Origin of the sequence: Psychrobacter sp. LFX-11D (assembly GCF_904846475.1) — a bacterium.
GTDB lineage: Bacteria > Pseudomonadota > Gammaproteobacteria > Pseudomonadales > Moraxellaceae > Psychrobacter > Psychrobacter cryohalolentis.
Genome location: NZ_CAJHAV010000009.1, coordinates 28,624 through 53,100 on the forward strand (window position 1 = coordinate 28,624; position 24,477 = coordinate 53,100).

At 43.4% G+C, this 24,477-nt stretch carries 17 protein-coding genes; 3 read left to right on the top strand and 14 right to left on the bottom strand.

Annotation, left to right across the window (positions count from 1 at the left end):
- Window positions 1–36: 36 nt before the first annotated feature.
- Window positions 37–969, bottom strand: a complete 933-nt coding sequence (locus JMX75_RS08065; RefSeq protein WP_201531939.1) for a DUF4268 domain-containing protein — start codon at window positions 967–969, stop codon at window positions 37–39.
- A 231-nt stretch (window positions 970–1,200) separates the two neighbouring features.
- Between JMX75_RS08065 and JMX75_RS08070 the strand changes: the two genes are divergently transcribed.
- Window positions 1,201–1,998 (top strand): Cof-type HAD-IIB family hydrolase, encoded by a 798-nt coding sequence (locus JMX75_RS08070; RefSeq protein ID WP_133104798.1) that lies wholly within the window; start codon window positions 1,201–1,203, stop codon window positions 1,996–1,998.
- A gap of 93 nt (window positions 1,999–2,091) precedes the next feature.
- On the opposite strand, the gene JMX75_RS08075 is transcribed toward JMX75_RS08070, so the two are convergent.
- Both JMX75_RS08075 and JMX75_RS08080 read right to left on the bottom strand, forming a co-directional pair.
- Window positions 2,092–2,355, bottom strand: coding sequence for a hypothetical protein (locus tag JMX75_RS08075; RefSeq protein WP_133104799.1), 264 nt, complete (start codon window positions 2,353–2,355; stop codon window positions 2,092–2,094).
- Window positions 2,356–2,409: 54 nt separating this feature from the next.
- Complete coding sequence (locus JMX75_RS08080; protein ID WP_201531940.1) at window positions 2,410–3,201, bottom strand: 3-oxoacyl-ACP reductase; 792 nt, start codon at window positions 3,199–3,201, stop codon at window positions 2,410–2,412.
- A 265-nt stretch (window positions 3,202–3,466) separates the two neighbouring features.
- Between JMX75_RS08080 and JMX75_RS08085 the strand changes: the two genes are divergently transcribed.
- Entirely contained in the window at window positions 3,467–4,591 is a 1,125-nt protein-coding gene (locus tag JMX75_RS08085; protein ID WP_201531941.1) for an ABC transporter substrate-binding protein, read from the top strand.
- Window positions 4,592–4,682: 91 nt separating this feature from the next.
- Here JMX75_RS08085 and JMX75_RS08090 read toward each other — a convergent pair whose 3' ends face one another.
- From JMX75_RS08090 to pilM, 11 genes are all read right to left on the bottom strand, one after another.
- A complete protein-coding gene (locus JMX75_RS08090) occupies window positions 4,683–5,894 on the bottom strand; it encodes an FUSC family protein (protein ID WP_201531942.1) in 1,212 nt (403 codons plus the stop codon).
- Between the two features lie 155 nt (window positions 5,895–6,049).
- Window positions 6,050–7,471 carry a glutamate synthase subunit beta gene (locus tag JMX75_RS08095; protein ID WP_011514477.1) on the bottom strand — a complete coding sequence of 474 codons (1,422 nt, stop codon included), beginning with the start codon at window positions 7,469–7,471 and terminating at the stop codon, window positions 6,050–6,052.
- Between the two features lie 197 nt (window positions 7,472–7,668).
- The gene (gene gltB, locus JMX75_RS08100) at window positions 7,669–12,132 is read right to left on the bottom strand and encodes a glutamate synthase large subunit (RefSeq protein ID WP_201531943.1); all 4,464 of its coding nucleotides are present in this window, start codon (window positions 12,130–12,132) and stop codon (window positions 7,669–7,671) included.
- Between the two features lie 800 nt (window positions 12,133–12,932).
- Window positions 12,933–14,069 carry a hypothetical protein gene (locus JMX75_RS08105; RefSeq protein WP_201531944.1) on the bottom strand — a complete coding sequence of 379 codons (1,137 nt, stop codon included), beginning with the start codon at window positions 14,067–14,069 and terminating at the stop codon, window positions 12,933–12,935.
- 181 nt (window positions 14,070–14,250) lie between these two features.
- Window positions 14,251–15,360, bottom strand: coding sequence for a 3-dehydroquinate synthase (gene aroB / locus JMX75_RS08110; RefSeq protein WP_201531945.1), 1,110 nt, complete (start codon window positions 15,358–15,360; stop codon window positions 14,251–14,253).
- A gap of 81 nt (window positions 15,361–15,441) precedes the next feature.
- Window positions 15,442–16,002, bottom strand: coding sequence for a shikimate kinase AroK (gene aroK, locus JMX75_RS08115; protein WP_011514481.1), 561 nt, complete (start codon window positions 16,000–16,002; stop codon window positions 15,442–15,444).
- Between the two features lie 164 nt (window positions 16,003–16,166).
- Window positions 16,167–18,545, bottom strand: a complete 2,379-nt coding sequence (gene pilQ / locus JMX75_RS08120; protein ID WP_201531946.1) for a type IV pilus secretin PilQ — start codon at window positions 18,543–18,545, stop codon at window positions 16,167–16,169.
- Between the two features lie 27 nt (window positions 18,546–18,572).
- Window positions 18,573–19,112: a pilus assembly protein PilP gene (locus JMX75_RS08125; protein ID WP_181209614.1), complete on the bottom strand. Its 540-nt coding sequence runs from the start codon at window positions 19,110–19,112 to the stop codon at window positions 18,573–18,575.
- Window positions 19,112–19,843: a type 4a pilus biogenesis protein PilO gene (locus tag JMX75_RS08130; RefSeq protein WP_201531947.1), complete on the bottom strand. Its 732-nt coding sequence runs from the start codon at window positions 19,841–19,843 to the stop codon at window positions 19,112–19,114. Before JMX75_RS08130 ends, JMX75_RS08125 begins: the two co-directional genes overlap by 1 nt.
- On the bottom strand, window positions 19,840–20,505 hold the full coding sequence (locus tag JMX75_RS08135) for a PilN domain-containing protein (RefSeq protein ID WP_020444315.1): 666 nt from the start codon (window positions 20,503–20,505) through the stop codon (window positions 19,840–19,842). Before JMX75_RS08135 ends, JMX75_RS08130 begins: the two co-directional genes overlap by 4 nt.
- Window positions 20,505–21,560 carry a type IV pilus assembly protein PilM gene (pilM, locus tag JMX75_RS08140; protein WP_201531948.1) on the bottom strand — a complete coding sequence of 352 codons (1,056 nt, stop codon included), beginning with the start codon at window positions 21,558–21,560 and terminating at the stop codon, window positions 20,505–20,507. The genes JMX75_RS08135 and pilM overlap by 1 nt, the downstream gene beginning before the upstream one ends.
- A gap of 195 nt (window positions 21,561–21,755) precedes the next feature.
- On the opposite strand from pilM, the gene JMX75_RS08145 reads away from it, so the two are divergent.
- Window positions 21,756–24,449, top strand: coding sequence for a penicillin-binding protein 1A (locus tag JMX75_RS08145; protein WP_201531949.1), 2,694 nt, complete (start codon window positions 21,756–21,758; stop codon window positions 24,447–24,449).
- The last annotated feature ends 28 nt before the right edge of the window (window positions 24,450–24,477 follow it).

Consider the following 24,477-nt stretch of genomic DNA (forward strand, 5'->3'; position numbering starts at 1 on the left):
ATCGAAATAATTATTTCGATACTACTCTATTATTTCTCATACCTTTACTTGGTTAATATAAGGCTGTAATACATTTTTAAACTGTATCATTCTATTGATACAATCCTCAATGACAATATCCCATTCTTTTTTATTAGTTTGCCATCCACCTGATGCGATTTCGCAATCGATAACACAGGCTCGATATTCTTCAAGGCTAAGCCAATTAATTTGAAAGTTTAGACTATCTTCAATTTCTATGCGATTCTCAAGTAGCTGATTAAATATGCTAATATTATCCTCTCCTGCTTCTTTACCTCTATCGATATAAAGCTTAATGGAAATACTATCCTTTTTTAACCAAAATGTGTAACTAACACCTCTCAAGCCTGAACTAGTGCCAATCCAATTATATTGAGAAGGTGATATATTTTGAAATAAAGTATCTTTTTTCTTGAACTCAGTAAGTAAACCAGACCAAAAATCGAAACGTAATTTGTGCCGTTCTGTATTTTCTTGCTTAACAATGCCTATGCGTTTTAATTCTTCACTAGGCTCTACGATTGTCGTAAATAAAGGTGCCGGAGCGCTGTCCCCAATCTTGATTCCTTCAATTTGAATCAAATAAAAGTTAGCTTCTTTGTTTTCGTTTAACCAACTCACAGCTTGTATATGCTCTTGTCTAGCTGCTGCTACAATCCAGATAGCAACTTTGGCATCAAAAGCTGCTAGATAAGTAATGAGTTTGCCTAGATGGTCATGGTCACTTTTTTCTAATTGGTTTTCAATAATAACCATATTACCAGAAGGGTCTTCTCCTATAATATCTACAGAGAATGTACCTGTTGATTTTTCAGTTTCTATATTTTGTATTTCAAAATCAATAACCTCATTTAAGACTTCGATATTTTGACTTAACCAAGTTGTAAAATCATATGCCTCATGACGCCATATCTCTCTCAGTGGTACCCTCTCAACTCTGCCTACCATAACAATCTCAATTTTTTTATATTATATGTTTCATTGTTGATTTTTTAAAAATAATCCCTAACCACAATCTTGCCATATACCTTATTACCAGACTTATAGCATACTAACATGATAAAAATAAGTGTAAATCGCCATTACTGTATGACATAGTCAAACGCCTAGATAATACCAAATAATTTTCGGCAAAACTTAATAATCATATTTACCGTAGATAGGACTTTCAAAGCCACTATGAATAATAAAACACCCACCCCCAAAATCATATTTTTTGATATCGACGACACCTTAAGCCGTAACGGTATTATCGCCGCGCACAATCAAGCAACGCTTGAAGCGCTTGCCCAAACTGACATTAAACTGGTGATTTCAACCGGACGTTCCAAAGCCATATTGCCTGCTGATATATTAGCCTTACTTGAGGCTGATGTATTGGATGCCATTATCTGTATGAATGGACAATATAGCTTTAATAAAGAGGGCATGATTAGTCATTATCCATTAACCGATACGCAGACCAACAAGATTGTAATGCTATGCCAAAAAAGTGAACTCATCCACAAATTTGACTCCGCAACGCATATTGCATGGTCACATGAAAACGCGCGCCTGCGTGAATACAATGCGATAACGCCTAATTCTATCCTTGACCCAGATTATCATAAGGCAAATACGGTTTATCAATGCTCTGTATTCTTTAACACTCAAGAAGAGAAAATGCAGGAAGTTGACTTTGCCCAAGATGATTTAAAACTGGTACATTGGCATCATATTGGCGCAGATATATTACCAATCGAGGCATCTAAAGCACGCGGTATCATCGATTTATGCCTGCATTACGATATTGATGCAAAGGATTGTATGGCATTTGGTGATGGGCTAAATGATTTAGAGATGTTTGATTTGGTCGGCTATGCGGTGGCAATGGGCGATGCAAAGCCTGAACTGATCGCGCGTGCGGATTTTGTCACTGGGACAATTGAAGAATATGGAATACAAGCGGTACTCAATCATTTGCATATAGCATCGTGACAGTGTGGGCTTGAATAGGGTTATTTATCAGTTTAGTCAAGCAGATGAATGGTCTGCAAATAGGCAGACCATTCATCTGATCTATCACTACATTTAACTGAGTTTAAATACTAATCCATGAAGCCAACTACCTATTTTATAAAGTGCGACAGCGATCAAAACAAAGATCAATGCAGCGATTAAATAAGCCAAAAAAGTGGGTAAATTGGTCAACCAGCCAATAGTGAATGCCACGCCAAGATAAGCTTCCCATGGCCAGCTTAACAAGGGCGTGTTCATACCATCATTGAAAAAAGCGATGATGGCGCACAGTCCTATAATAGCAGTAATAATGCCAGCGATTTTACGGTTCGTCATCTCGTCTCTCTTGTACAATTAAATCAATTTAGTAACCGAAAAATAATTCTACTATTAAGGCATCGTTAAACCGCCATCAACTGCGATAGATTGACCAGTAATAGCTGAGCTCAAGTCAGATGCCATCAATAGTACTGAATTTGCAAAGTCGGCAACTGAGGTCGCTTGACGAAGTGGTGTCGTCGTTGCGATATAATCAAACACTTCTTCAGTGGTTAATTTACTAGCGTCAGTCGTTTTTAATAGTCCACCTGCTAGCAAGTTCACACGAATACCATATTGCCCAAGCTCCGCTGCTAGATTACGCGTTAGACCAATAAGCGCTGATTTTGCCGTCGTATAGTCGTAATAAGTGACCACCGGATTGTAAACCAAGTTGGTTGAGATATTGATGATCTTACCCATCTGCTGAGTTTTCATTTGCGGTAATACCGCTTGTACTGTATTGACGGCACCTTGGACAATGCCGTCAATTTGCTGAGAAAAATGTACCCATTTCACAGTCTCGATACTGGTGTAATCAGCACTCGGGTTAAACTGATAGCTCGGCAAGGCATTGTTAACTAAGATATCAATACATCCGAAACGTTCTACAACTTCTGCTGCCATTGCTTGCATTTGTGCTAAATCAGTTACATCCCCTTGATAAGTAAAAGCACGCCCGCCTTCTGCTTCGATATCAGCAACCACTTTTTCAGCCGCCTCTTTACTATGCAAATAGTTCACGCAAACGCTCGCGCCTGCCGCTGCCATCTGCATGGCGATTTGAGCGCCGAGACCACGACTGGCGCCTGTGACGATAGCAACTTTATCAGTAAGAAGTGCCGGAATAACGGTTTGAGCCATGATGTTGTATCCTTTATTATTATGTTATGGTTAGAGTATGACTATACTTAAAGAGCTCTAGCTAAAGACCAAGTCACGCTTATCATAGCATGATTGATTGCTATCACTTCATGAGCATTACTCCTAGCATTGGCTAGTGCTGAACTCAGTTAAATCACTGCCCTGTAAATTTCGACTTACCATGCTCATAACCGTATAATGAATTAATTTTATGACGGATCATGCGCCCGCTTTTCACCTTTTGCCCTAATTTAGGAGAGACATTTTGTCCCATTTATCTTCATCCAATTGGTCTACTCGCGCCTCTATCAAAATACTGCCGAAAGCATTCCTCTGTGCCGCCATCGGACTCTCTATTACCAGCTGTAGCAAATCTGATAACGCGCCTATCGATAGTTCTCCTACCAGCGATGTCACGTTGAACCTTTATAACTGGTCAGAGTATATGCCACAAGAAATACTTGACGGCTTTACTGAAGAAACCGGCATCAAAGTCAATTACACCACCTTTGACTCTAATGAAGCCATGTATGCCAAGCTAAAACTGCTTGATGATTCGAGTCAATACGACTTGGCGATTCCATCGACATATTATGTCGAAAAAATGGCAAAAGAAGGTCTACTACAAGAGCTTGATAAGTCTAAATTGAGCAATTTTAAAAACCTTGATACTTCTTTTACCAATACCAAAGTTGACCCAGAAAACAAATACTCTATTCCTTATATGTGGGGCAGCACCGGTCTTGCTATCAATGGCGAGACGGTTGATCCAGCCACGGTCAATAGTTGGAATGACTTATGGCGTCCTGAGTATAAAGGTCAAGTGATGCTGATGAATGATATGCGCGAAGTGTTTGGCATGGCGCTATTAACCCTAGGCTACTCTGGCAACAGTAGAAATCCTGACGAAATTAAAGCCGCTTATGAGAAGCTCACCACCTTGATGCCGAATGTGAAAACCTTTAACTCAGATGCTTCACGTATGCCATATATGGAAGGTGAAACCAGCGTCGGTATGACGTGGAATGGTGAAGCTATCATCGCCAATAGTGAAGGTCTCACTAGCTTGGTGTATAAATACCCAACCGAAGGTGCGATATTATGGATGGACAATTTTGTCATTCCTAAAAACGCCACGCAAGTCGATGCAGCACACAAGTTCATAGACTATCTGCTACGTCCTGAGAACTCCAAAATTGTTAGTGAAGAGATAGGTTATGCGTCGCCTAATATTGCGGCACGTGAGATGATGCCAGAAGAAGTGAGAAACAATCCAACCATCTATCCTAGTAAAGAAGTGCTAGCAAAGGCTGAATTCCAAGAAGATGTCGGCGATGAAGCATTGCAAGTGTATCAACAGTATTGGGATAAGCTAAAAACCGGTCGTTAATCATTGTTTATTAATAGCTGATTGTTGATAGCTGTTTTTAGTAAATATTACCGTAAAAAAAACGCTGACTTAGATGGTCAGCGTTTTTTATTTATAAATGCAAATCTGTTTCACCACCATGCTCCTCTATACGTCGTTGTTCACGGCGCTGGTAGCGCAGACCAGAAGCCGTAAACCACTGCGGCTTAGTCTCTTGTAATAAGTCACTGAGCTGCTGTAATTGCACTTGTAAAGTTTGTGTCAACCAAAAGTAGCCCTGCCATTCAAAGCCTAAATTTTCTACGCTTGGATATTCTGATAAGGTAATACGCGTAATGGGACGAAACACCTCATCACTTGGGCTACGCAACACTGCTGCCATATGTTGCATCACTTGGGTTAATTCGTGCTGATAATGTATGAGCAGGATATGATTATCCTCATCGATCTCGATACTGGCTAAGCGCGGTGCTGCCGTTAGCAGCAGATCAATCGTACCAATAATATTTCGGTGGGTACGTTGAATACTCTCAATTGTCTCTTTATCGATACCAGACTCGCTCGTTGTTGCTGCTAAATGGGGGCGTACCGCTAAGAGTCTTTTATTGATCTGCTGTAGCTCTATTACTAAGGCTTTGTTAACAGGTACGGCAAAGACTGTTGGATTGACGTATTGAACAGCACCATCAATCAATTCTTCAGCAGTATCGATATGATTGCCTACCCTAGCATAGAGATTACTACAAGCATCGAGGTTACTAGCCAGTAAGAATCGCCACATCAATGTGGACTTCAATGGCAAAATCAATGTCGCTGCAACTGCAAGGCCAGTACCAAGTAAAATATTGAGGGCACGGTAGATACCATCTTGACCGATAGTGCTTTGACCCAAATCTGAAACAATCATCAACATGGTTATACCAGTCAATAACCCTGTGTAGCCAAGATTCCTAATCGCCAGATAGCCAATAATACCACTCATCAGTCCAATGATGACATAATCTACCCACAACCATGTCCCTACACCTTGACTAAACCATACAATACCGAGCGCAGCACCAATACCTAATAAAGTACCAAGTACTCGCTCTTTAGCCTTAGTATAGATTGCACCTTGATACTGTAGCAATCCTAGAATAATAAAAACAGTGATAGTCGTCCATTCTCCATGTGGAAAATTGGTGACTTTATTGACTAATAAAGCGAGTATAACTGCCACGCCCAAACGTATAGCATGCAGCACATCAGCATGCTGATAGCGAGCGTATGGCTCTATCACAGGAGCGGTAAATCGTTGTAAAAAAGTCGGCTTCACGCAGCACATCTCTTATCATTAATGAGAATTAGAATTAAAAAAAGCATAAAAATAACGCCTTTTACCTATTAAAAGATAAAAGACGTTAAGTGTCAAAACAAGCTCGCACATCACCAGAAAAAGGCAAAGTTAAGTGAGCATTTGGGTGTCAATCAGGCTAATTACTACACTTCTAAATAATCTAAAATCCCTTCAGCCGCTTCACGACCTTCCCAAATGGCAGTGACCACCAAATCAGAGCCACGTACCATATCGCCGCCGGCAAAGATCTTAGGATTATTGGTTTGGAACTTAAAGGTTTGTTTTTCCGCTGCCAATACTCGACCAGATTTGTCCATAGAAATCTGCTGCGCGTCAAACCAATCCGCAGGGCTTGGACGGAAACCAAATGCCATAATCACTGCATCACAAGGTATAATCTCTTCTGAGTTGGCAATTGGCTCAGGATACTGACGACCGTTTTCGTCTGGTGCGCCCAGATGCGTCGTTACTACTTTTACCGCATTAACCTTACCGTTTAAGCCAATTATTTCAGTCGGTTGACGGTTAAATAAGAACTCAACCCCCTCCTCGCGTGCATTGACCACTTCACGACGTGAGCCTGGCATATTTTCCTCATCACGGCGATAAGCACAGAATACTTGCTCAGCACCTTGACGAATACTGGTACGATTACAGTCCATCGCGGTATCGCCACCACCCAACACCACGACTTTTTTGCCTTTTAGGTCGATATACTCGCCTGAGTCTTTTTCCCAATCATTACAGCGATTGACGTTGGCAATCAGGTAATCCAGAGCGTCATACACACCCTCCAACTCTTCACCAGCAAAGCCACCACGCATATAGGTATAAGTACCCATACCCATAAATACAGCATCATACTCACCGAGCAGCTCATCAATACTGACATCGGTACCAATTTCTGTCTCAAGGCGGAATTCCATGCCCATGCCTTCAAAGATGACACGGCGATTACGCATGACGTCTTTTTCCATTTTGAACTCTGGAATACCGAAAGTTAATAAACCACCAATCTCTGGACGTTTATCAAAGATAACGGGTTTGACGCCATTTCTAACCAAGATATCTGCGCAGCCAAGACCTGCAGGTCCTGCTCCAATGATGGCAACCTTCTTGTCTGTCCAAATGACCTTAGACATATCAGGACGCCAGCCGAGGGCAAAAGCGGTGTCATTGATATACTTCTCGACATTGCCAATCGTCACGGCACCAAAGCCGTCATTGAGTGTGCAAGAGCCTTCACATAAGCGGTCTTGCGGGCACACACGTCCACAGACTTCAGGCAAAGTATTGGTTTGATGACACAATTCTGCAGCTTGGAAAATTTGACCCTCAGCGGCTAGTTTTAACCAATTAGGAATGTAATTATGTACGGGGCATTTCCACTCACAATACGGATTGCCACATTCTAAACAGCGATGCGATTGCTGAGCGACTGATTCACTTTCAAACGGCTGATAAATTTCAACAAACTCTGTTGAACGCGTGGCGATGTCTTTTTTGATCGGCTCAAGCCTTGGCACATCTAAAAACTGAAAACTATTTTCTAAGCGTTTTGCCATGGTATTGTCTCTTTTATATAGGGGTCTTTTATAGTGGCTAACGACAGTCGATATAGGCAGCCTCAATGAGGCAAATTTACTTATATAGGCTGTCATTTACCTGCTCAAAACATCTATAAATTCATCTTTAGAATAACGTCGTGCACCTCTAATATCTATATATTATGGTACACAACGCTATCAATAAATCAGATCAATTATTGCGGATCAGCGGTCGTGGTTTTAAGCAAAGTTGCAACGTTTGCTGCTTTTGGCTTAACCAAATAGAACTTACGCGCATAATGCTCGAAGTCCGCTAATATGGTCTGCCCCCATGCGCTACCCGTTTTATCGACATGCCTTTCGATGACCTGCTGTAAGTAGATACGGTGGCTTTCCATCTGCTCGCTTGAAATACGATTTAAATCAATCAACTCATGGTTGCAGCGATCAAAGAAATCACCTTCTAAATCGAGTACATAAGCAAATCCACCCGTCATGCCTGCGCCAAAGTTAAGACCAGTACGTCCAAGTATGGTGATGATACCGCCCGTCATATACTCGCAGCAATGGTCGCCTGTGCCCTCGATAACAGCATGAGCACCTGAGTTACGAACACCGAAACGCTCCCCTGCCGTACCAGCAGCATATAGCTTGCCACCTGTTGCACCATACAAGCAGGTATTACCTACAATGGCAGTATCTTGCGTCACAAAGCTTGAGTCTTTTGGTGGATAAATTACAATCTCACCGCCTGCCATGCCTTTACCAACATAATCATTGGCATCGCCTTCAAGCTCAATATGCAAGCCACCAGCATTCCAAACACCTAGACTTTGTCCTGCTGTTCCGGTCAAATGCAGCTTAATAGGTTTGTCACTCATGCCAAGATTGCCCCATAACTCTGCAATCTCGCCTGAGATACGCGCCCCAATCGAGCGATCACAGTTACCAACGTAATAACTATAGTCGCCACCATTGCCTTGACGAATATTCAGCAGCATATCACTAATCATCTGCTCAGCAAGCAAGCCTTTATCAAATGGCTCATTGCGCTCAACTTGACAAGTCTGCGCTTTGCCGCTACTGGCAGGATGACTAAATAATAGAGGCGATAAATCAAGATGCTGTTGCTTAGCAGTATTGCCTTCTAATATATCAAGCAAGTCAGTACGTCCAACCAACTCTTCCATCGTGCGCACGCCAAGCTTTGCAAGCCATTCGCGTGTTTCGGTTGCGACAAATTTAAAGAAATTAATCAGCATTTCAGCTTCACCGATGAAGTGATCATCGCGTAGCTGGGCTTTTTGAGTGGCAACGCCCGTTGGGCAGTTGTTTAAATGGCAAATACGTAGGTATTTGCAACCGACGGCTATCATCGGCGTGGTGCCAAAACCAAAGCTCTCAGCACCAAGAATGGCGGCTTTGACCACATCAAGTCCTGTCTTTAGACCGCCGTCGGTTTGAATACGGACTTTATGACGCAAGCCATTAACGCGTAATGATTGATGAGTTTCAGCAAGACCTAGCTCCCAAGGCGAGCCAGCATGATGGATAGACGACAGAGGTGATGCTGCCGTACCGCCGTCATAACCTGAGATAGTAATCAAGTCAGCATAGGCTTTTGCCACACCTGTTGCAATCGTGCCAACACCCGGACGCGAAACCAACTTAACTGACACCAACGCATCTGGATTGACTTGCTTAAGATCAAAAATAAGCTGCGCCAAATCTTCAATCGAGTAAATATCATGATGCGGCGGCGGCGAAATCAACGTCACTCCAGGCACAGAGTAGCGTAAGCGGGCGATTAAAGCATTAACCTTACCACCTGGCAGCTGACCACCTTCACCAGGTTTTGCCCCTTGAGCAACCTTGATCTGCATGACTTCTGCTGAACGCAGATAGGCGGGCGTTACCCCAAAACGACCAGAGGCAACTTGTTTAATTTTTGAGTTACGCAATGTCCCATAACGTACAGGGTCTTCGCCGCCCTCACCTGAGTTTGAGCGACCACCAATGGTATTCATAGCGATGGCAATGGCTTCATGCGCTTCTGGCGACAGCGCACCTAGCGACATACCAGCAGAGTCAAAACGCGACAAAATGGCTGAGATATCTTCAACCTCATCAACGTCAAGTGGATTGTCCGTTTTAAGCTGTAGTAAATCACGTAAAGTAGCGACCGGACGGCTATTGACAATTTCTGCATATTGACGGTAATTGTCATAATTACCAGTTCGTACCGCCAAATGTAGGCTATTAATCACATCAGGATTAAAGGCATGATACTCTTTATTAAAGACAAATTTTAATAAGCCGCCTTGATCAAGTGGGGCGCGACGCTTAAAGGCATTTGCCGCAAGCTGCGCTTGATCTGCTGCCAAATCAGCAAAGGTTGCGCCTTTAATACGACTTTGCACGCCTTTAAAGCACAGATTAACCACTTCTTCAGAAAGACCTACCGCCTCAAATAACTGGGCACCGCGATACGATACAATGGTAGAGATACCCATTTTTGATAAAATCTTTAGCAGACCTTTATCTAAGCCTTTACGGAAATTTACCCGTGCCTGAATCGGATCACCAAGCAGCTCGCCAGTCGCAACCAAATCATCAATCACGTCATAAGCTAGATAAGGATAAACGCAGGTCGCGCCAAAGCCAATTAATACCGCGACTTGATGTGAATCACGTGCCAGACCAGTTTCAATAATTAAATTGGCATCGGTACGTATACCTTTTGCAATCAGATAATGATGCACCGCCCCTGTGACCATTATGGCGTTGGCAGGGACTTTATCTACCGCAATGTCTTTATCAGATAAGACAATCAAGGTATGACCAGCACGAATGCTACTGGCGACTTGCTCGCAGATAGAGATAATGGCAGCGGAAAGTTCTAATGTACGGTCATAATTTAAGTCGATACGTGCCATCTTAAAAGCAGGATCATTCACAGTTTCAAGTTGCTGCATCTTACTTGCTGAGAGCACTGGTGATGACAAGATAAGGCGATGCGCGTCACGTGCCGATGGTGCAAACACGTTGGTTTCAGCACCAAGACAGGTCTGTAATGACATGACGATAGATTCACGTAGCGGATCAATCGGTGGATTAGTGACCTGTGCAAACTGCTGACGGAAGAAATCACCGACATGGCGGATCTGCTGTGATAGTACTGCCATTGGCGTATCATCACCCATCGAACCGACTGGTTCTTGGGCATTTTCGGCATTAGGACGGATGATTTCTGTGCGTTCTTCATTGGTGATGTGATACATTTTTTGCAATGCTTTTAGCGGCTCACCGCGACATGCTTTTGCCGCCAACTCTTCTTCTAAGCGCTCATCATCACGGATACGAGTTGCCTCGTCGCGTAACCATTTACGATACGGATGCGCCTTTTTGAGCAAGGTCGCGATGGCTTTGGTATCCATTATTTGACCGGTTTGAGTATCAATGACTAGCATCTGACCGGGTCCAACACGACCTTTAGCGAGCACGTCTTTTGGCTTATAATCCCAAACCCCTACTTCTGAGGCGACTGTAATATAACCATTCTTCGTCGTCACCCAGCGCGATGGACGTAAACCGTTCCGATCAAGCATACAGACCGCATAGCGACCATCTTGAATCACAAGCCCTGCAGGACCGTCCCATGCTTCCATATGCTGTGAGTAAAACTCATAAAACGCTCGCAGATCCATATCCATGCTATCGACATTCTGCCAAGCAGGTGGTACCAGTATCGACATTGAATGAAACAAGCTCATACCGCCTGACATCAGAACTTCTAGCATATTGTCTAAGCTAGATGAGTCTGAGCCACTACTATTAACTAAGGGCGTTAACTCATTCAAATTGGGTAATTTATCTGATTTTAATTTTGGCGTACGCGCCTCTGACCAGCTGCGGTTGCCGGTGATGGTATTTAGCTCACCATTATGCGCCAGATAGCGGAAAGGCTGGGCTAGTGGCCAGCGCGGTAGCGTATTGGTTGAAAAGCGCTGATGGAATACCACGATATGCGACGCCAAACGCGCATCTTGCAAATCTAAGAAGAAAGCTGGCAAGTCTGATGGCATCACCAAACCTTTATAAATAATAGTCTGACAGCTCAATGAGCAGACATAAAACAGCTCATCATCAACCAAGCGTTGCTCAGCTTTTTTACGCGCCACAAACAGCTTGCGATTAAAATCATCTGCTGCCAAACCATCCGGCGCATTGACAAATACTTGCTTAAAATCTGGTAATGTCTGACGCCCAATTTCACCGACAATGCTTAAATCAAGTGGTACATCGCGCCAGCCGGCTACTTCTAAGCCTTGCGCGGCAATCTCTTCATTTAATACTTGTAGGCTATGCTGAGCCGTTGCCGTATCTGGATTGACGAATACCATACCAACCGCGAAGTTATCCGTTATCTCAAACTGTTGCTCTGCTGCAATGTCTCTAAAAAAGGCAACGGGCGTCGCTAATAATAAACCACAACCATCGCCGGTTTTGCCATCAGCTGCCACGCCGCCACGATGGGTCATACAACTTAGGCTGTGAATGGCTGTTTTCACCAAGTCATGACTGGCCTGACCCTCAATATGAGCAATCAAACCAAAACCGCAATTGTCAGAAAAGTCATCTGGCGAGGCCAAATGCGTATGGGAGGAAATCATTGACATAGCTGGTCCTTTTAAGTAAGCGGAAGTTTATGCAACCAATGTGATGCACAAACCGTTTTCCGCAAGCAGAACGGGCTGGATTATATTTACATATCCGGATTAACAAAGCGCGAGCAGAAAAATTATTGCCAGTGCGCTGGGTATGATAAGAACAATTATCAAAGTACCCTGTATGCTAGCAACATTTGAGCCATCAATTTAACGCGGACTGATAGGATAACTTGGTGAAAGTATTCAATGTCAATCGTCGCAAATCAAAATATTAAGCACTTCAACGTGACTACTTGTCGATCTTATGTTGGTTATAGGTTCCAATATGAATCTTATAACCTTCAATGACCAAACTAGTAAATAGCTGAAAAAACGCAGTTTATCCATCAAATGTGAATATAAGACGCCTATATTCAAGCGCCTTAACAATCCTAATAAGGATGATAGTAAGAGAAGTTGCGCCACTTGCGATATGCTGATCGTAGCGGATAACTAGTAACTAGCTAACAAGTAGCAGCGCTTGAGATATGATGTTTTCTGTTAATCATTTATCCTAAATCTAATAAAATCTTCTTAAATTAGAAGCTAACAAATGACCATTTACGATAACTATACAGAACGTCACCCATCCTTATATTAGTGAATGATTGATAAAAAATCTAGTCTTTTCTGCCGATTCATCCGTCAGATTTTGTAAGTGTTTATATTGCTATTGGTTATACAAGATATCATAACCCATAAGTAAATGATTCATAAAAAAGCCCACTGTATTTTTTAGTGGGCTTTTTGACGTATGTGCTTACTTAAAATTAGTCTTTCTTTTCTTCGATGAGCTCTTTTATACTATCGTTTTTGGCTTTTGGCACTGCCGTATTGTTAGAGCTATTATTGGCATTTTTATTCGCCGAGCTTGCACTTGAATTTTTATTATCTAAATTTGTACTGTTGGGATTGGCAGTGTTATTCGGCGCCTTAGGCGTGGCAACCACTGGTGGTTTTTTCGCTGAATTAGTATCAGCACCAGATACAACAGGCTTTTTGCTTTCTTGCTCAGGCTTACGGTTATTATCAGTACTTTTAGGGGCTGAGGTAGTAGGAGATTGCTCTTCCATACCAAAAATACGCTCCTCATTAACTGTCAAGGTATCAGAGGTATCAACGGACTGACGAATGCTTTCAGTCGCACTGCTATTGGTCGATTCTTGAGGAGTACGGTTGGTCGCATTGCTTGCGGATTGCTCACTGTTATTTACCGTAGGTGTTTTTTGACGTAGCGGCACTTCACGCTTGGTTGGTCGCAGATTGACGGCACGGGTGCGTTTTGTACTCAAATCTTTTACAGGATCAGGGCGCTCATAATTATCAATGATGCTGACGTAGCGATTGATCTCTTCAGGCAATACTCGCACATTGGCAGGCAGCTTAAAATCTATCAGCTTAGCCGCACCAACTGCTTCTTGTGGACTACCCATCAAGCCATAAGTCAGCATATAACGGACTTGCTCATTTTCATCAAGGTAGCGGAAATATGTAAATTTGCTACGGTCTTCACGTCCTTCTAGATAACTGACAATCACTTCATTTTCAGCGACATTCATGACCTGTACTGTCCACTTGCCTTTGTTGGCAAGCAGATAACGCTTATCTTTAAATTCATCAGGATAGCTGCGCAAATCACGAACCGTTTCATCAAAACTTATCGGTTGTACGTCAGTATCAAGCTCATGCAGCGATTCAATTTTCAATGGCTGCTCAAGCTCCGCACTCAGTGTTTTCGGCGCTGCTATGGGCGCGTTTTCTATCTTGGCGCCCATCGCTGGCGTTTGGCTAAACATCCATACCAAAGCGGTGGTCACACCCAACATCAGAGTCGCTATCAGCCAAATCAGCGCTTGACGGCGATAGGATTGACTCGCGGTACGAGTCGTCGAGCGAGATGCTGCCATGGAGGTGTCCTTGGTAAAGATATGCTTAGGATAGGGTCATAAAAATTATACAGATAAAGATAAAACCAAGCGCTCTATACTCACTTCAAAATAAACGAGAATCGCTTTTAGTACCGTGCTATTTCTATATTGAAAACAATTAATTGCTCATAGCCATTTATAATGTATGTTCTTTTATAGCTTACGGTGCATGCGTGGCTAGCACATCGGTGAGCAGATGCGGGTCAAAATCATTGGTTAATACTGCTTCACCCAATGATTTTAACAAAATAAGGCGGATTTGTCCGTGTTTCACTTTTTTATCATGCCCCATTAAGTCCAAAGCGGTCTGAACTTCAATAGGCGGCGGCGTGATCGGTAAATTGGCTAATGACAATATGCGCTTAACACGAGCAACCTCATCGCTCGTTAACCAGCCGATTTTTTGTGACAGCTCAGCCGCTTGTACCATGCCCGCAGCGACTGCCTCACCATGTAGCCAACTACCGTAACCTTCATGAGTTTCAATCACATGACCAAACGTATGACCAAAATTTAATAAAGCGCGTACACCTGATTCTCTTTCATCTTGGGCGACAACATCAGCTTTGTACTGGCAGCAGCGCTTGACCGCTTCACCCAGTACCGCTAAATCCAAAGCCATCATCGCAGGCAGATTGTGCTCAAGCCAAGTCAAGAACTCGGCATCCATAATCAGCGCATATTTAATAACTTCAGCAAGCCCTGCTGACAGCTCGCGCGCTGGCAGGGTTTTGAGTGTACTCATATCTGCCAATACCATTTGCGGCTGCCAGAATGCGCCAATCATGTTTTTGCCTTGCGGATGATTGATACCGGTTTTGCCGCCGACACTTGAATCCACTTGAGACAGCAAGGTGGTTGGTATCTGAATAAAATTGACGCCGCGCATAAAGCTTGCCGCTGCAAATCCCGTCATATCACCAATGACACCACCACCAAGCGCAATCAGAGTCACATCACGATTAAAATGCGCTGCCATCAGCACGTCATAAATCTGATTGATACTCGACTGGTTCTTATATTGTTCACCATCTGGGAGCACACAGACTTTGACGGTAAACTGCGCTTCAAGTTCCTCTTGTAAAGCCTTTAAATATAAAGGCGCAACCGTTTCATTGGTGACGATAAGGACTTGACGACCTGTAATATAAGGGGCAACTTGGCTAGCCATACTGCTATTTTCTGCTATTGCGTTTTCAGTAATGACGATTGGATAGTCATGACTTTGCGTATGTACTGTCAAGTCAGCATGAAACAGTGGCGTTGCCATGAAAATCTCCTTAATTCTTACGAGTAAAATTTAACTAAATAGGTATTCGATAATATTGGTCATACTAGTCATTTTTTGACATCAGTCTTTTTCAGGCTCTGAATCGACAGACGTAGAGATACAAAATGAGTTAAGCTGCTGTAATAATTGATTGACCATGTGCCGTGGATACGTATGTCCTGTTGGCATAATGATATGTGCTACTTCCCTGTACAATGGATCACGCGCGCTATATAAACCTTGCAGTATTTTTCTAGGGTTTGGCTGCTGTAATAAAGGACGCGATTTGTCTTTCGCAGTACGAGCCATTTGTACATCGACAGGCGCATTGAGATATATAACGATACCGCGCTGCTTTAAATACTCACGATTTTCAGCTGCCATCACAGCACCGCCACCAGTCGCTAAAACAATTTGCGGTTGCTGTGTTAGCTCATCGATTGCACGCGTTTCCCGTTCTCGAAAGCCTGCTTCACCTTCTTTGGCAAATATCCAAGCGATATCGGCACCGGTCTGCGATTCGATATACCAATCGCTGTCTACAAACGAGCGCCCGAGCTGCTTTGCCAGTAATCTGCCGATTGTGGTCTTCCCTGCTCCCATCGGCCCTACCAAAAATACCGACGGTAATTCCTCAACCATAGTACTCACTCAGCTAAATTAGGTATGATACAACGTCATTGATATTCTGGCTAGTAATGAGCTGTGATTATTGTTAGTAAAATCCTTGCCAGCCTAAAAATCAACCATTAAAAAAGCAAGCACTAAGGCTTGCTTTTTATGACTCAAAACCAACTAAAATCTGACTAATCTAAGCGACTAATACCATCATTGATCAGTTTCGGCGTGATAAATATCAGCAGCTCTTCTTTGGTATTGCTGCGCACGTCTTTACGGAAGGCACGACCGATATAAGGCAAATCACCTAAGAAAGGTACTTTATCGACGCCATTATTAGTACGGTTTTTAAAGACGCCGCCCAATACAATGGTTTGACCATCTTCAACAATAACGTTGGTAGAAATCGAGTCTTCAGCGATGGCAACCTGATTATTAATAATGGTCGGTGTGCCATTGGTGATTAGCAGCTGCAAACCAATCTTACCATCTGGAGTAATATTTGGCGTGGCTTCCAAACTTAAAGCAGCTTCTTTAAAGCTAGTAGTAGTTGCACCACTTGCTGATGCTTCTTGATAAGGAATCTGCGTACCAGAAGATACTTTTGCCGTTTGCTTATCAGAGGTCAAAATCTTCGGCGTAGAAATCACTTCACCGCGGTTGTCTGCTTGCATGGCTGACAATTCGAGATCGAGCATAAAATCAGAAATACCTAGCAGACCAAAGGCAATACGACCTGCTGGATTATCAACGCCTAAATCAACGTTTAGATTGTCAGGACGAGTGATATCGTATTTAGGATAAGAGACGGTCTGACCATTAATAGTCGTGGTCTGCACATCAAAATCTTTTAAGTCCCATAAAGTTTGGTTACTGCCACCGACCAACAAGTTCCGGTTATTGGCAGCGCCATTTGATAAGATACCCCAACGCACGCCAATCTCTTTACTAAAGCTATCAGTCGCGCTAACGATACGCGCTTCAATCATGACCTGACGGACAGGAATGTCGATTTTACCAATCAGCTTATGGATATTTTCAATGCTGGCTGCCACATCTTTAACAATCAAAGTATTGGTACGCTCATCGACTGTTACCGTCCCACGATTAGAGAGCAAGCTATTGCTATCTTTAGTATTAGCATTGGCGCTGCCAGTATTGCTACCGCCAGAGGCTCCACCACTACCTTGAGAGATCAGGGTTAGGACATCTGCCGCTTTTGCGTAGCTTAGACGGATATATTCAGTACGTAACGGTGCATAAGACTCAACCGCTTGCTGGGCTTCAAGCTCACGTGCTTCTTGTTCAGCAAGCTCAGTTGAAGGCGCAACCAAAATTACGTTACCGTTTTCACGTTTGCCCAAATTTTTACTTTTAAGAATGATATCAAGTGCTTGATCCCAAGGTACGTTGATAAGGCGCAAGGTAATATTACCGGCGACCGAATCACTAGCAACGATATTCATCTCTGTAAACTGCGCTAAGATATCTAGGACACTACGAATCTCAACATCTTGAAACTCCATAGATAGCGCTGCACCAGTATAGACTTTTTCTTCAAGCGTCGGCTCACGTAGCAGCTCAGGTCGTCTGATACCAATATTGAGCTGACTGCCTGATTGATAGGCTTGATATTCAAAGTCGTCTTTCATATTGATGGTAATAACACCATTTTGACCTTGGTTTTTAGTATCAATACTGTCTACCAAACCACCGTTAACATTCAATCGGCGTAGCAGATTTCTAGGTACGGTACTGCCTGTCAAACGCACAACCAGCTTATTACCTTGACGCTGAACGTCTACAGGAATCGCTTCATTGGCAAGTGAGATACTAACGTTACCACCGCCATCATTCCCTGCTGAAAAATTCACAGCGCTTAGCCCATCATAGCTATACTGCTTGCTGACTTGTGCAGAGGCAAGTTGTGGGCTTAATAAAGGGTTGACACGTACGACCATGGTGTCAGCAGGTACTTGGTTTTTTGTGACCGTGGTTCTAATAGGCGCAACAGCAACGCTACTGGTTTCAACAATGGGCGTAACCACAGCCGTGGTAGTAATAGCCGAATTGCCATTTAGGACATCTTGTACAGGGTCGTTGGTAATGACTTTCGTGACCACCGGAGCAATCACTGGACGATTAGGGTCCGTAATCGTCAGCAATAATTCATTGCCATCAATCGCGGTGGTATAGTTGCCCGTCTTTTTTAGCCCAACGATAAGACGGGTGGTATTGTCACTATTTAAGGTGGTGACCTCATTGACCATACCGATATTATATTCTTTAAAGCGACTAGCAAGACCGTTTTGCACCTGTTCAAAATCCAGCACCAAACGGCTAGGATTGTCGAGCTGATAAGCGGCTGGTAATACTGGCGCACCTGAAAACCCTAAACGCATTTGCGTTACGGCTGGCGCAGTCTGCACCACAGAGACAGTGTTGATGCGCTGCTCGGCATGGGCACTGCTACTTACAGCTACCATACTCATTGCCAATGCAGAGATGGCAAAAGTAGAAGATACGCGGTTGCTCATCGTCATTACCTTGTTATTGCGTACTGTCATTATTTATTCCTCAAAAAATCTGCCGACTTAGCTTATAGGGGACACCAGCGACTGGGGTTTTTCAACAAACCCAGCACGGCTGTCTGGCACAATTTCAATCAAGTTAATCTGAGTCGGCGTGATTTCAACAATACGACCGTCATTCAATCCAAGATAATTACCCACTCTAACACTAGCAACTGAGCCATCAGGACGCTGTACTAAAGCGTACTGTTGACCTTCAGGCGAGATAACCACACCGCGAAAAATCAGTTGTGTCAGCTCGTACTGTTCAAGCGGTTCTTTGACTCGAGTTATATCAGGACGTACCCCGTCAATAAAGGTGGTCGGACCTTGTACGTTCACTAAACTCGGTGGCAAAAATGGACTACGCTGCGCACTGGCGCTATAGACAAAATCTTCTACCAGCTCGGCCTGAGGAGGAGGCTCAATCGGCTGCGCAGGCTGGTTACGGATATCAGCCATTGCCTGTTCTGCTAAACCGATACGATCCGTACAACCCGTTAGAGATAAAATAGTAGCGCTTAACAGCAATAACCTTAACTTAGGCAATTTTTGGCTAGTCATCAGTTGCCTCCTGCAGCAGCATCGGTGGGTACAGCTTCAGCCACCACTGCATCACCTTCAGGGACCGCTTCTTTTGAGCGATAGGTTTTGGTTTGCAATACCAAATTTAGCTCGGGTAAAACATCCAAGGTTGGCTGCGGATTACTGACTTCGAAGTCGTGCATGGTGATAATCCTTGGTAAAGCTGCCAAACCACTGATAAAACTACCAAATTGATGGTAGTCACCCAACGCTGCAATACGAATAGGCTGCTCAATAAAGAATTCATTTTCAATTTCAGGCTCGACAGATATGTCCTGAAAACGGATGTTACTGCCCACGCCCGTCATATTGATACCCTCAACCAATTCTGATACACGGGTATCTTTTGGTAGCTGGTCAAGCAAAGTATTAAACTCCGCTTCCATTTGAATCACTTGAGCTTGATAAGCTTGTAGATGGCGCGCGCGCGATTCTTTTTCACGGTAGCTATCGAGCAAGGTTTGTTGTTGGCTTTCTGCTGCTGTAATTTCATCGATTTTACTGCTGATTGGTAATGCCCATGACAAAGCAGCAATCAAAGCAATAATAAAACCAATGACGGTGACTTTAACAGGGAGCGGCCAACTACCATAGTTTTCAGAATCCAATGACTCAAAACTGCGGCGAAACTCATTTAAATCAAACTGTTTTCTTTGTCTTATCACCGTCTTTTTGAGTTTAATACGGGTTTTTTTACGGGTCAGTTTCATAACTCACCTCCAAGTACAATAGCGCCATCAGCACCTTCTACAGGAACGGCTGATTCAGACTGTACTTTAGTCGTGATCACAAACTGCACATAGCTGTCTTCAGGATAAATAGGACGCGGTTGTTCACCTGGCGTAGTGACCGTATTTTCCAAAACGGGGGCTGCTTGATAAGCGGTAATGTTTTGCTGAATATTACTTACGGCTGAATCGCCCATCCACTTACTGCTATCAAGATTACGGATCAAGCTTGATACCACGTTTGGATTGTCAGCAAGACCTGTCAATGTTAATACATCCCCTTCACGTTTTAGATTATTCAAATAAAGCGCTGGCGGAATGGCTTTAGCAAGATCATCCCATAGACGTACAGGTACAGGACGTCGACCTTGCAAGTCTTGAATAACTTGCATACGTGAGATGATATCTTCACGGCGCTGCTCTAAGCTATCAATCTCGACCAACGCTTTATCCAAGCGAGCGTTTTCTTGTTCAATCAGTGCATTGGCATCTAATTGTTCAGCAAGTTCGTTATTAAAATAACTCCACGTCGCAAATGCTGCAAGCAGAGACAACAGTGTCACTGCCACCACCAAGGTGATAAACTCTTTATTGCGGCGGGCACGCTCTTCTTCTCGCCAGGGCAGTAGGTTAATACGAGCCATTAGTCAAAGCTCCTTAACGCCAGACCGCAAGCGGCCATTAAGCTGGGTGCATCAATCGCCAGTTGCTCATGATCGATATGCGGCGCAATAGTCATATTAATGAACGGATTTGCAATACTCACAGGCACGCCCAATCGCTGCTGCGCCATGCCAGCAAGACCCGCAATAGAGCTACTGCCACCAGCAAGGACCACATGATCGATACTACTATATTGACTTGAGGAGAAATAAAACTGTAAAGAGCGAGTGATTTGTTGGATGGTATTTTCTATAAATGGTGTTAAGACATCAGTATAGTAATCATCAGGTAGAGCACGCTCGCGCTTACTAATAGAAGCTTCTTCAGCAGACAAACCATAGCGGTTTTGGATGGCTTCCGTCAGCTGACTGCCTCCAAATAACTGCTCACGACTATAGATAAACTCGCCATTTTTGGCGACATATAATGTTGTTTGATTGTGTCCGATATCAACCAGCGCCACCAAATCTGGCAAGTTTGGCAGACTGTCTGCCATCAAGCCAAAAGCACGCTCAATGGCATGCGACTCAATATCCATTACCTTGGTTTGCAGACCACCAAAGGTTAAGGCATCAACTCTTTGGTCAACGTTTTCTGAACGAGAGGCGGCAAGCAGTACTTGCACCATGTCATCATTAATAAGAGAGGGACCCAATACTTCAAAGTCCAAATTGACGTCTTCTAGCGGATAAGGTATGTATTGGTCAGCATCCAAACGAATTTGAGCTTCACGCTCAACGTCACTTAGCACCATATCCATATCGATGATTTTAGTAATCACCGCTGATCCTGAGACTGCTGTGGCTGCACTACTACCCGCCGCTTGGCAACGCCTTGCCAAGCCTGCTATAGTATTGCCTACCACTTCCGTGTCTACAATGAGTTTGTCGATGACTACGCCTTCAGGTAATATTTCAGTACCATAAGATCTTAGGTGGAAAACGCCTTGTTGGCGCTGTATGTCAACCAACTTCACTGAGGTGGTACAGATATCCACGCCAATCAAATGTCGACTCTTAGAAGTAAATAGCCTCACAAACTCTATACCTTATATTAAGTGTACAATCTGATAGTTATTTGTAATAATTTAGTACAATACTTTACTTAACAGATAGATTCAAGCATTTAAATGTCCTGTAGAGGCTAACTTACACATTTATTATTACTTGGCTATTTTGTTCAAGGTATAATGTTTTTTATCTGTTGCAAACCTTAATCGATAAGTCTGACTATGACCAAAAAAAATGCCACCGTTCGTCTCATTCACTTTTTGGTGGGGCTTTTCATTGCCTGTCTAGCGTTGGCGGTTGTATTAGCGCTTGCCGTTCCTATTGGCTTCTATGGTATGGCGATGTATTTATCGCCAACGTTGCCAAGCACACAAGAGATTAAAACGGCAACTTTAGAGATGCCATTACAGATATATAGTAGTGATGACAAATTGATTGGGCAATATGGCAACCGTTTATCATTGCCTATTACCTTTGAAGAGATACCGGAAGACTTGACCCATGCTTTTTTGGCAGCAGAAGATTCTTCATTTTTTCAGCACAGCGGTATTAGTATTAAAGGATTAGGGCGCGCGGTCACCGAAGTGGTAACGGATGATGAAAGCCAAACAGGTGGCTCGACCATCACCATGCAGGTCGCCAAAAATTATTTTCTAAGCTCAGATCGCACGTTAAATCGCAAACTAACGGAATTATTTTTAGCCCGTAAGATTGAAGACGAGCTGAGTAAAAACGACATTCTTACCCTTTATGTCAATAAAATTTACTTAGGTGAAGGCGCTTACGGTATTCGTGCGGCTGCCAAAAAATATTATAGTAAATCGTTAGAAAATCTCACCATTGCTGAGATGGCAATGCTTGCAGGTTTGCCGAAAGCGCCCTCTAAATACAATCCTGTTGCCAATCCAAGCCGTGCGCTCACGCGCCGTAACTGGATTATTGGTCGCATGCATGAATTGGGTTACATCGACAAAACCCAATATGACGAAGCCATTAATGCGCCCATTGGTATTAAGCTTTATCAAGAAAAGCTGGATGTTAATATGCCGTATTTGGCCGAAATGACGCGCGCAGCTCTGGTTGATCGTTATGGTGAGCAAGTTATGCATGGCGGCTGGCGTGTACGCTTGACGGTTGATAGTCAAGCGCAAATAGATGCAGAAAAGGCAATTTTATCTGGCTTGGTTGCTTACGAGCATCGCCATGGCTGGCGTGGCGCCGAAGCAAATGATGAACCGCTAAAGAATTTCAGTCGCTATAGCAATATGTCGCCTGCCAAAGTCACTAAAGTGAATACCAGTAGTTTTGAGGCAACCATGCTTTCAGGAGAAAGCGTGACCGTTAATTGGTCTGGTATGCGCTGGGCACGTAAATACATCTCTGCTGATCGCATTGGTTATTTTCCAAGCAATGCCAGCCAAATAGTGAGTAAGAACGATATTATTCGCCTGATACCGACTGCTAGTGGTGGCTGGCAGCTTGGTCAAATACCTGAGATACAAGGTAGTTTGGTTTCTCTGAATCCTGATACCGGTGGCGTTCGTGCCTTGGTCGGTGGCTTTGATTTTAACCATAGTAAATTTAACCGTGCTCTGCAGGGCTGGCGTCAACCGGGTTCCACCATTAAACCCCTTGTATATACAGCAGCATTAGAAAAAGGCTATCGTCCAGATAGTATAGTTTCGGATCGCCCGCTGCAAGTAGGTGACTGGAAACCAAAAAACTCTGATGGTCGCTTCTTAGGTGATATCACGTTAAGCCGCGGACTTTATTTATCACGTAACTTAGTATCTATTCGCTTGCTGCAAGCAATTGGTATCTCTGACGCTCGCAACTTATTAGATGAATTTGGTCTTGATAAAGAGAAGCTGCCAACTACTTTGTCTTTAGCGTTGGGTACAGGTCAAGCAACCCCATTACAAATGGCAACCGCTTACGCCACCTTTGCCAATGGCGGGCATCGCATTCAACCTTATTTTATTGAACAAATTTATAACTATAATAATAAGCTTTTATTTCAAGCCAATCCTCAGCAAGCTTGTGCCCTATGTTTCAATGAGCAGCTCGACGATGTCAATAAAAAACTAACTGAAGAATATGATGCAAAAATAGAGGAAAGTAAAAAAGTAGCTGAAGACGTTAAAACAGGCGACGCTAAAGAATCGCCGGCAAGTAAAAATACAGAAACTAATATAGAGGCTGACAAGAGTAACACCCCTACTAAAGACAGTAATAAGATTGATTTGAGCATTTACGATGCCAGTCCAGAATCAGATCGCCTAAATGCACCTGTTGTACAGTACGTACGCGCTGAACAAGCTCCGCGTATTTTAAAGCCTAAAGTCGCTTATGAGATGGCAGATATCTTACGTGATGTAATACAGCGTGGTACAGCGTTTAAAGCAAGATCTTTGGGACGTGATGATATTGGCGGCAAGACAGGAACCACCAATGAAGCGAAAGATGCTTGGTTTGCAGGCTTCCATCCTACCAATGCTACCGTCGTCTGGATGGGATTTGACCAACCATCAACCATGGGTCGTCGCGAATATGGTGGTGTGGCAGCCCTACCCGTTTGGATGGATTTTATGAAAGCCCAACTTAACGACACGCCTAGCCAATGGGTCTCTATTAATAACCGTGCCAAGTCCAAGAAACAAAAGCAAAACATTATAGAGATGATGGATGAAGGGGTCACTGAACTTGATGGCGAAGATACTGATACAGGCAAATCGGAAAAACCAGTAAAGACATCTATTCAGAAGCGCCAGCCACCTGCTCCAAAACCTGTTGAAACGCCGGCAGTTACGACCGATGTTAAACCTGCTAATAATGGTATTACTAATAGCCCAGCGCAGAAACCAAAACCATTAGTAGTCAAGCCTGTAGAACGTATGCCAGCGATGCCTGAGTAATAGACTGCTTTCTATATTGATACATTTA

Excerpts from the sequence above, each read along its gene's own strand:
- JMX75_RS08065 (WP_201531939.1), bottom strand. The coding sequence starts at position 969 with ATGGTAGGCAGAGTTGAGAGGGTACCACTGAGAGAGATATGGCGTCAT.
- aroB (WP_201531945.1), bottom strand. The coding sequence starts at position 15,360 with ATGGCAACGCCACTGTTTCATGCTGACTTGACAGTACATACGCAAAGT.
- aroK (WP_011514481.1), bottom strand. The coding sequence starts at position 16,002 with ATGGTTGAGGAATTACCGTCGGTATTTTTGGTAGGGCCGATGGGAGCA.
- JMX75_RS08145 (WP_201531949.1), top strand. The coding sequence starts at position 21,756 with ATGACCAAAAAAAATGCCACCGTTCGTCTCATTCACTTTTTGGTGGGG.
- JMX75_RS08105 (WP_201531944.1), bottom strand. The coding sequence starts at position 14,069 with ATGGCAGCATCTCGCTCGACGACTCGTACCGCGAGTCAATCCTATCGC.
- JMX75_RS08130 (WP_201531947.1), bottom strand. The coding sequence starts at position 19,843 with ATGAAACTGACCCGTAAAAAAACCCGTATTAAACTCAAAAAGACGGTG.
- JMX75_RS08070 (WP_133104798.1), top strand. The coding sequence starts at position 1,201 with ATGAATAATAAAACACCCACCCCCAAAATCATATTTTTTGATATCGAC.
- JMX75_RS08075 (WP_133104799.1), bottom strand. The coding sequence starts at position 2,355 with ATGACGAACCGTAAAATCGCTGGCATTATTACTGCTATTATAGGACTG.
- gltB (WP_201531943.1), bottom strand. The coding sequence starts at position 12,132 with ATGTCAATGATTTCCTCCCATACGCATTTGGCCTCGCCAGATGACTTT.
- JMX75_RS08090 (WP_201531942.1), bottom strand. The coding sequence starts at position 5,894 with ATGTGCTGCGTGAAGCCGACTTTTTTACAACGATTTACCGCTCCTGTG.
- pilQ (WP_201531946.1), bottom strand. The coding sequence starts at position 18,545 with ATGACAGTACGCAATAACAAGGTAATGACGATGAGCAACCGCGTATCT.
- JMX75_RS08125 (WP_181209614.1), bottom strand. The coding sequence starts at position 19,112 with ATGACTAGCCAAAAATTGCCTAAGTTAAGGTTATTGCTGTTAAGCGCT.
- JMX75_RS08080 (WP_201531940.1), bottom strand. The coding sequence starts at position 3,201 with ATGGCTCAAACCGTTATTCCGGCACTTCTTACTGATAAAGTTGCTATC.
- JMX75_RS08095 (WP_011514477.1), bottom strand. The coding sequence starts at position 7,471 with ATGGCAAAACGCTTAGAAAATAGTTTTCAGTTTTTAGATGTGCCAAGG.
- JMX75_RS08135 (WP_020444315.1), bottom strand. The coding sequence starts at position 20,505 with ATGGCTCGTATTAACCTACTGCCCTGGCGAGAAGAAGAGCGTGCCCGC.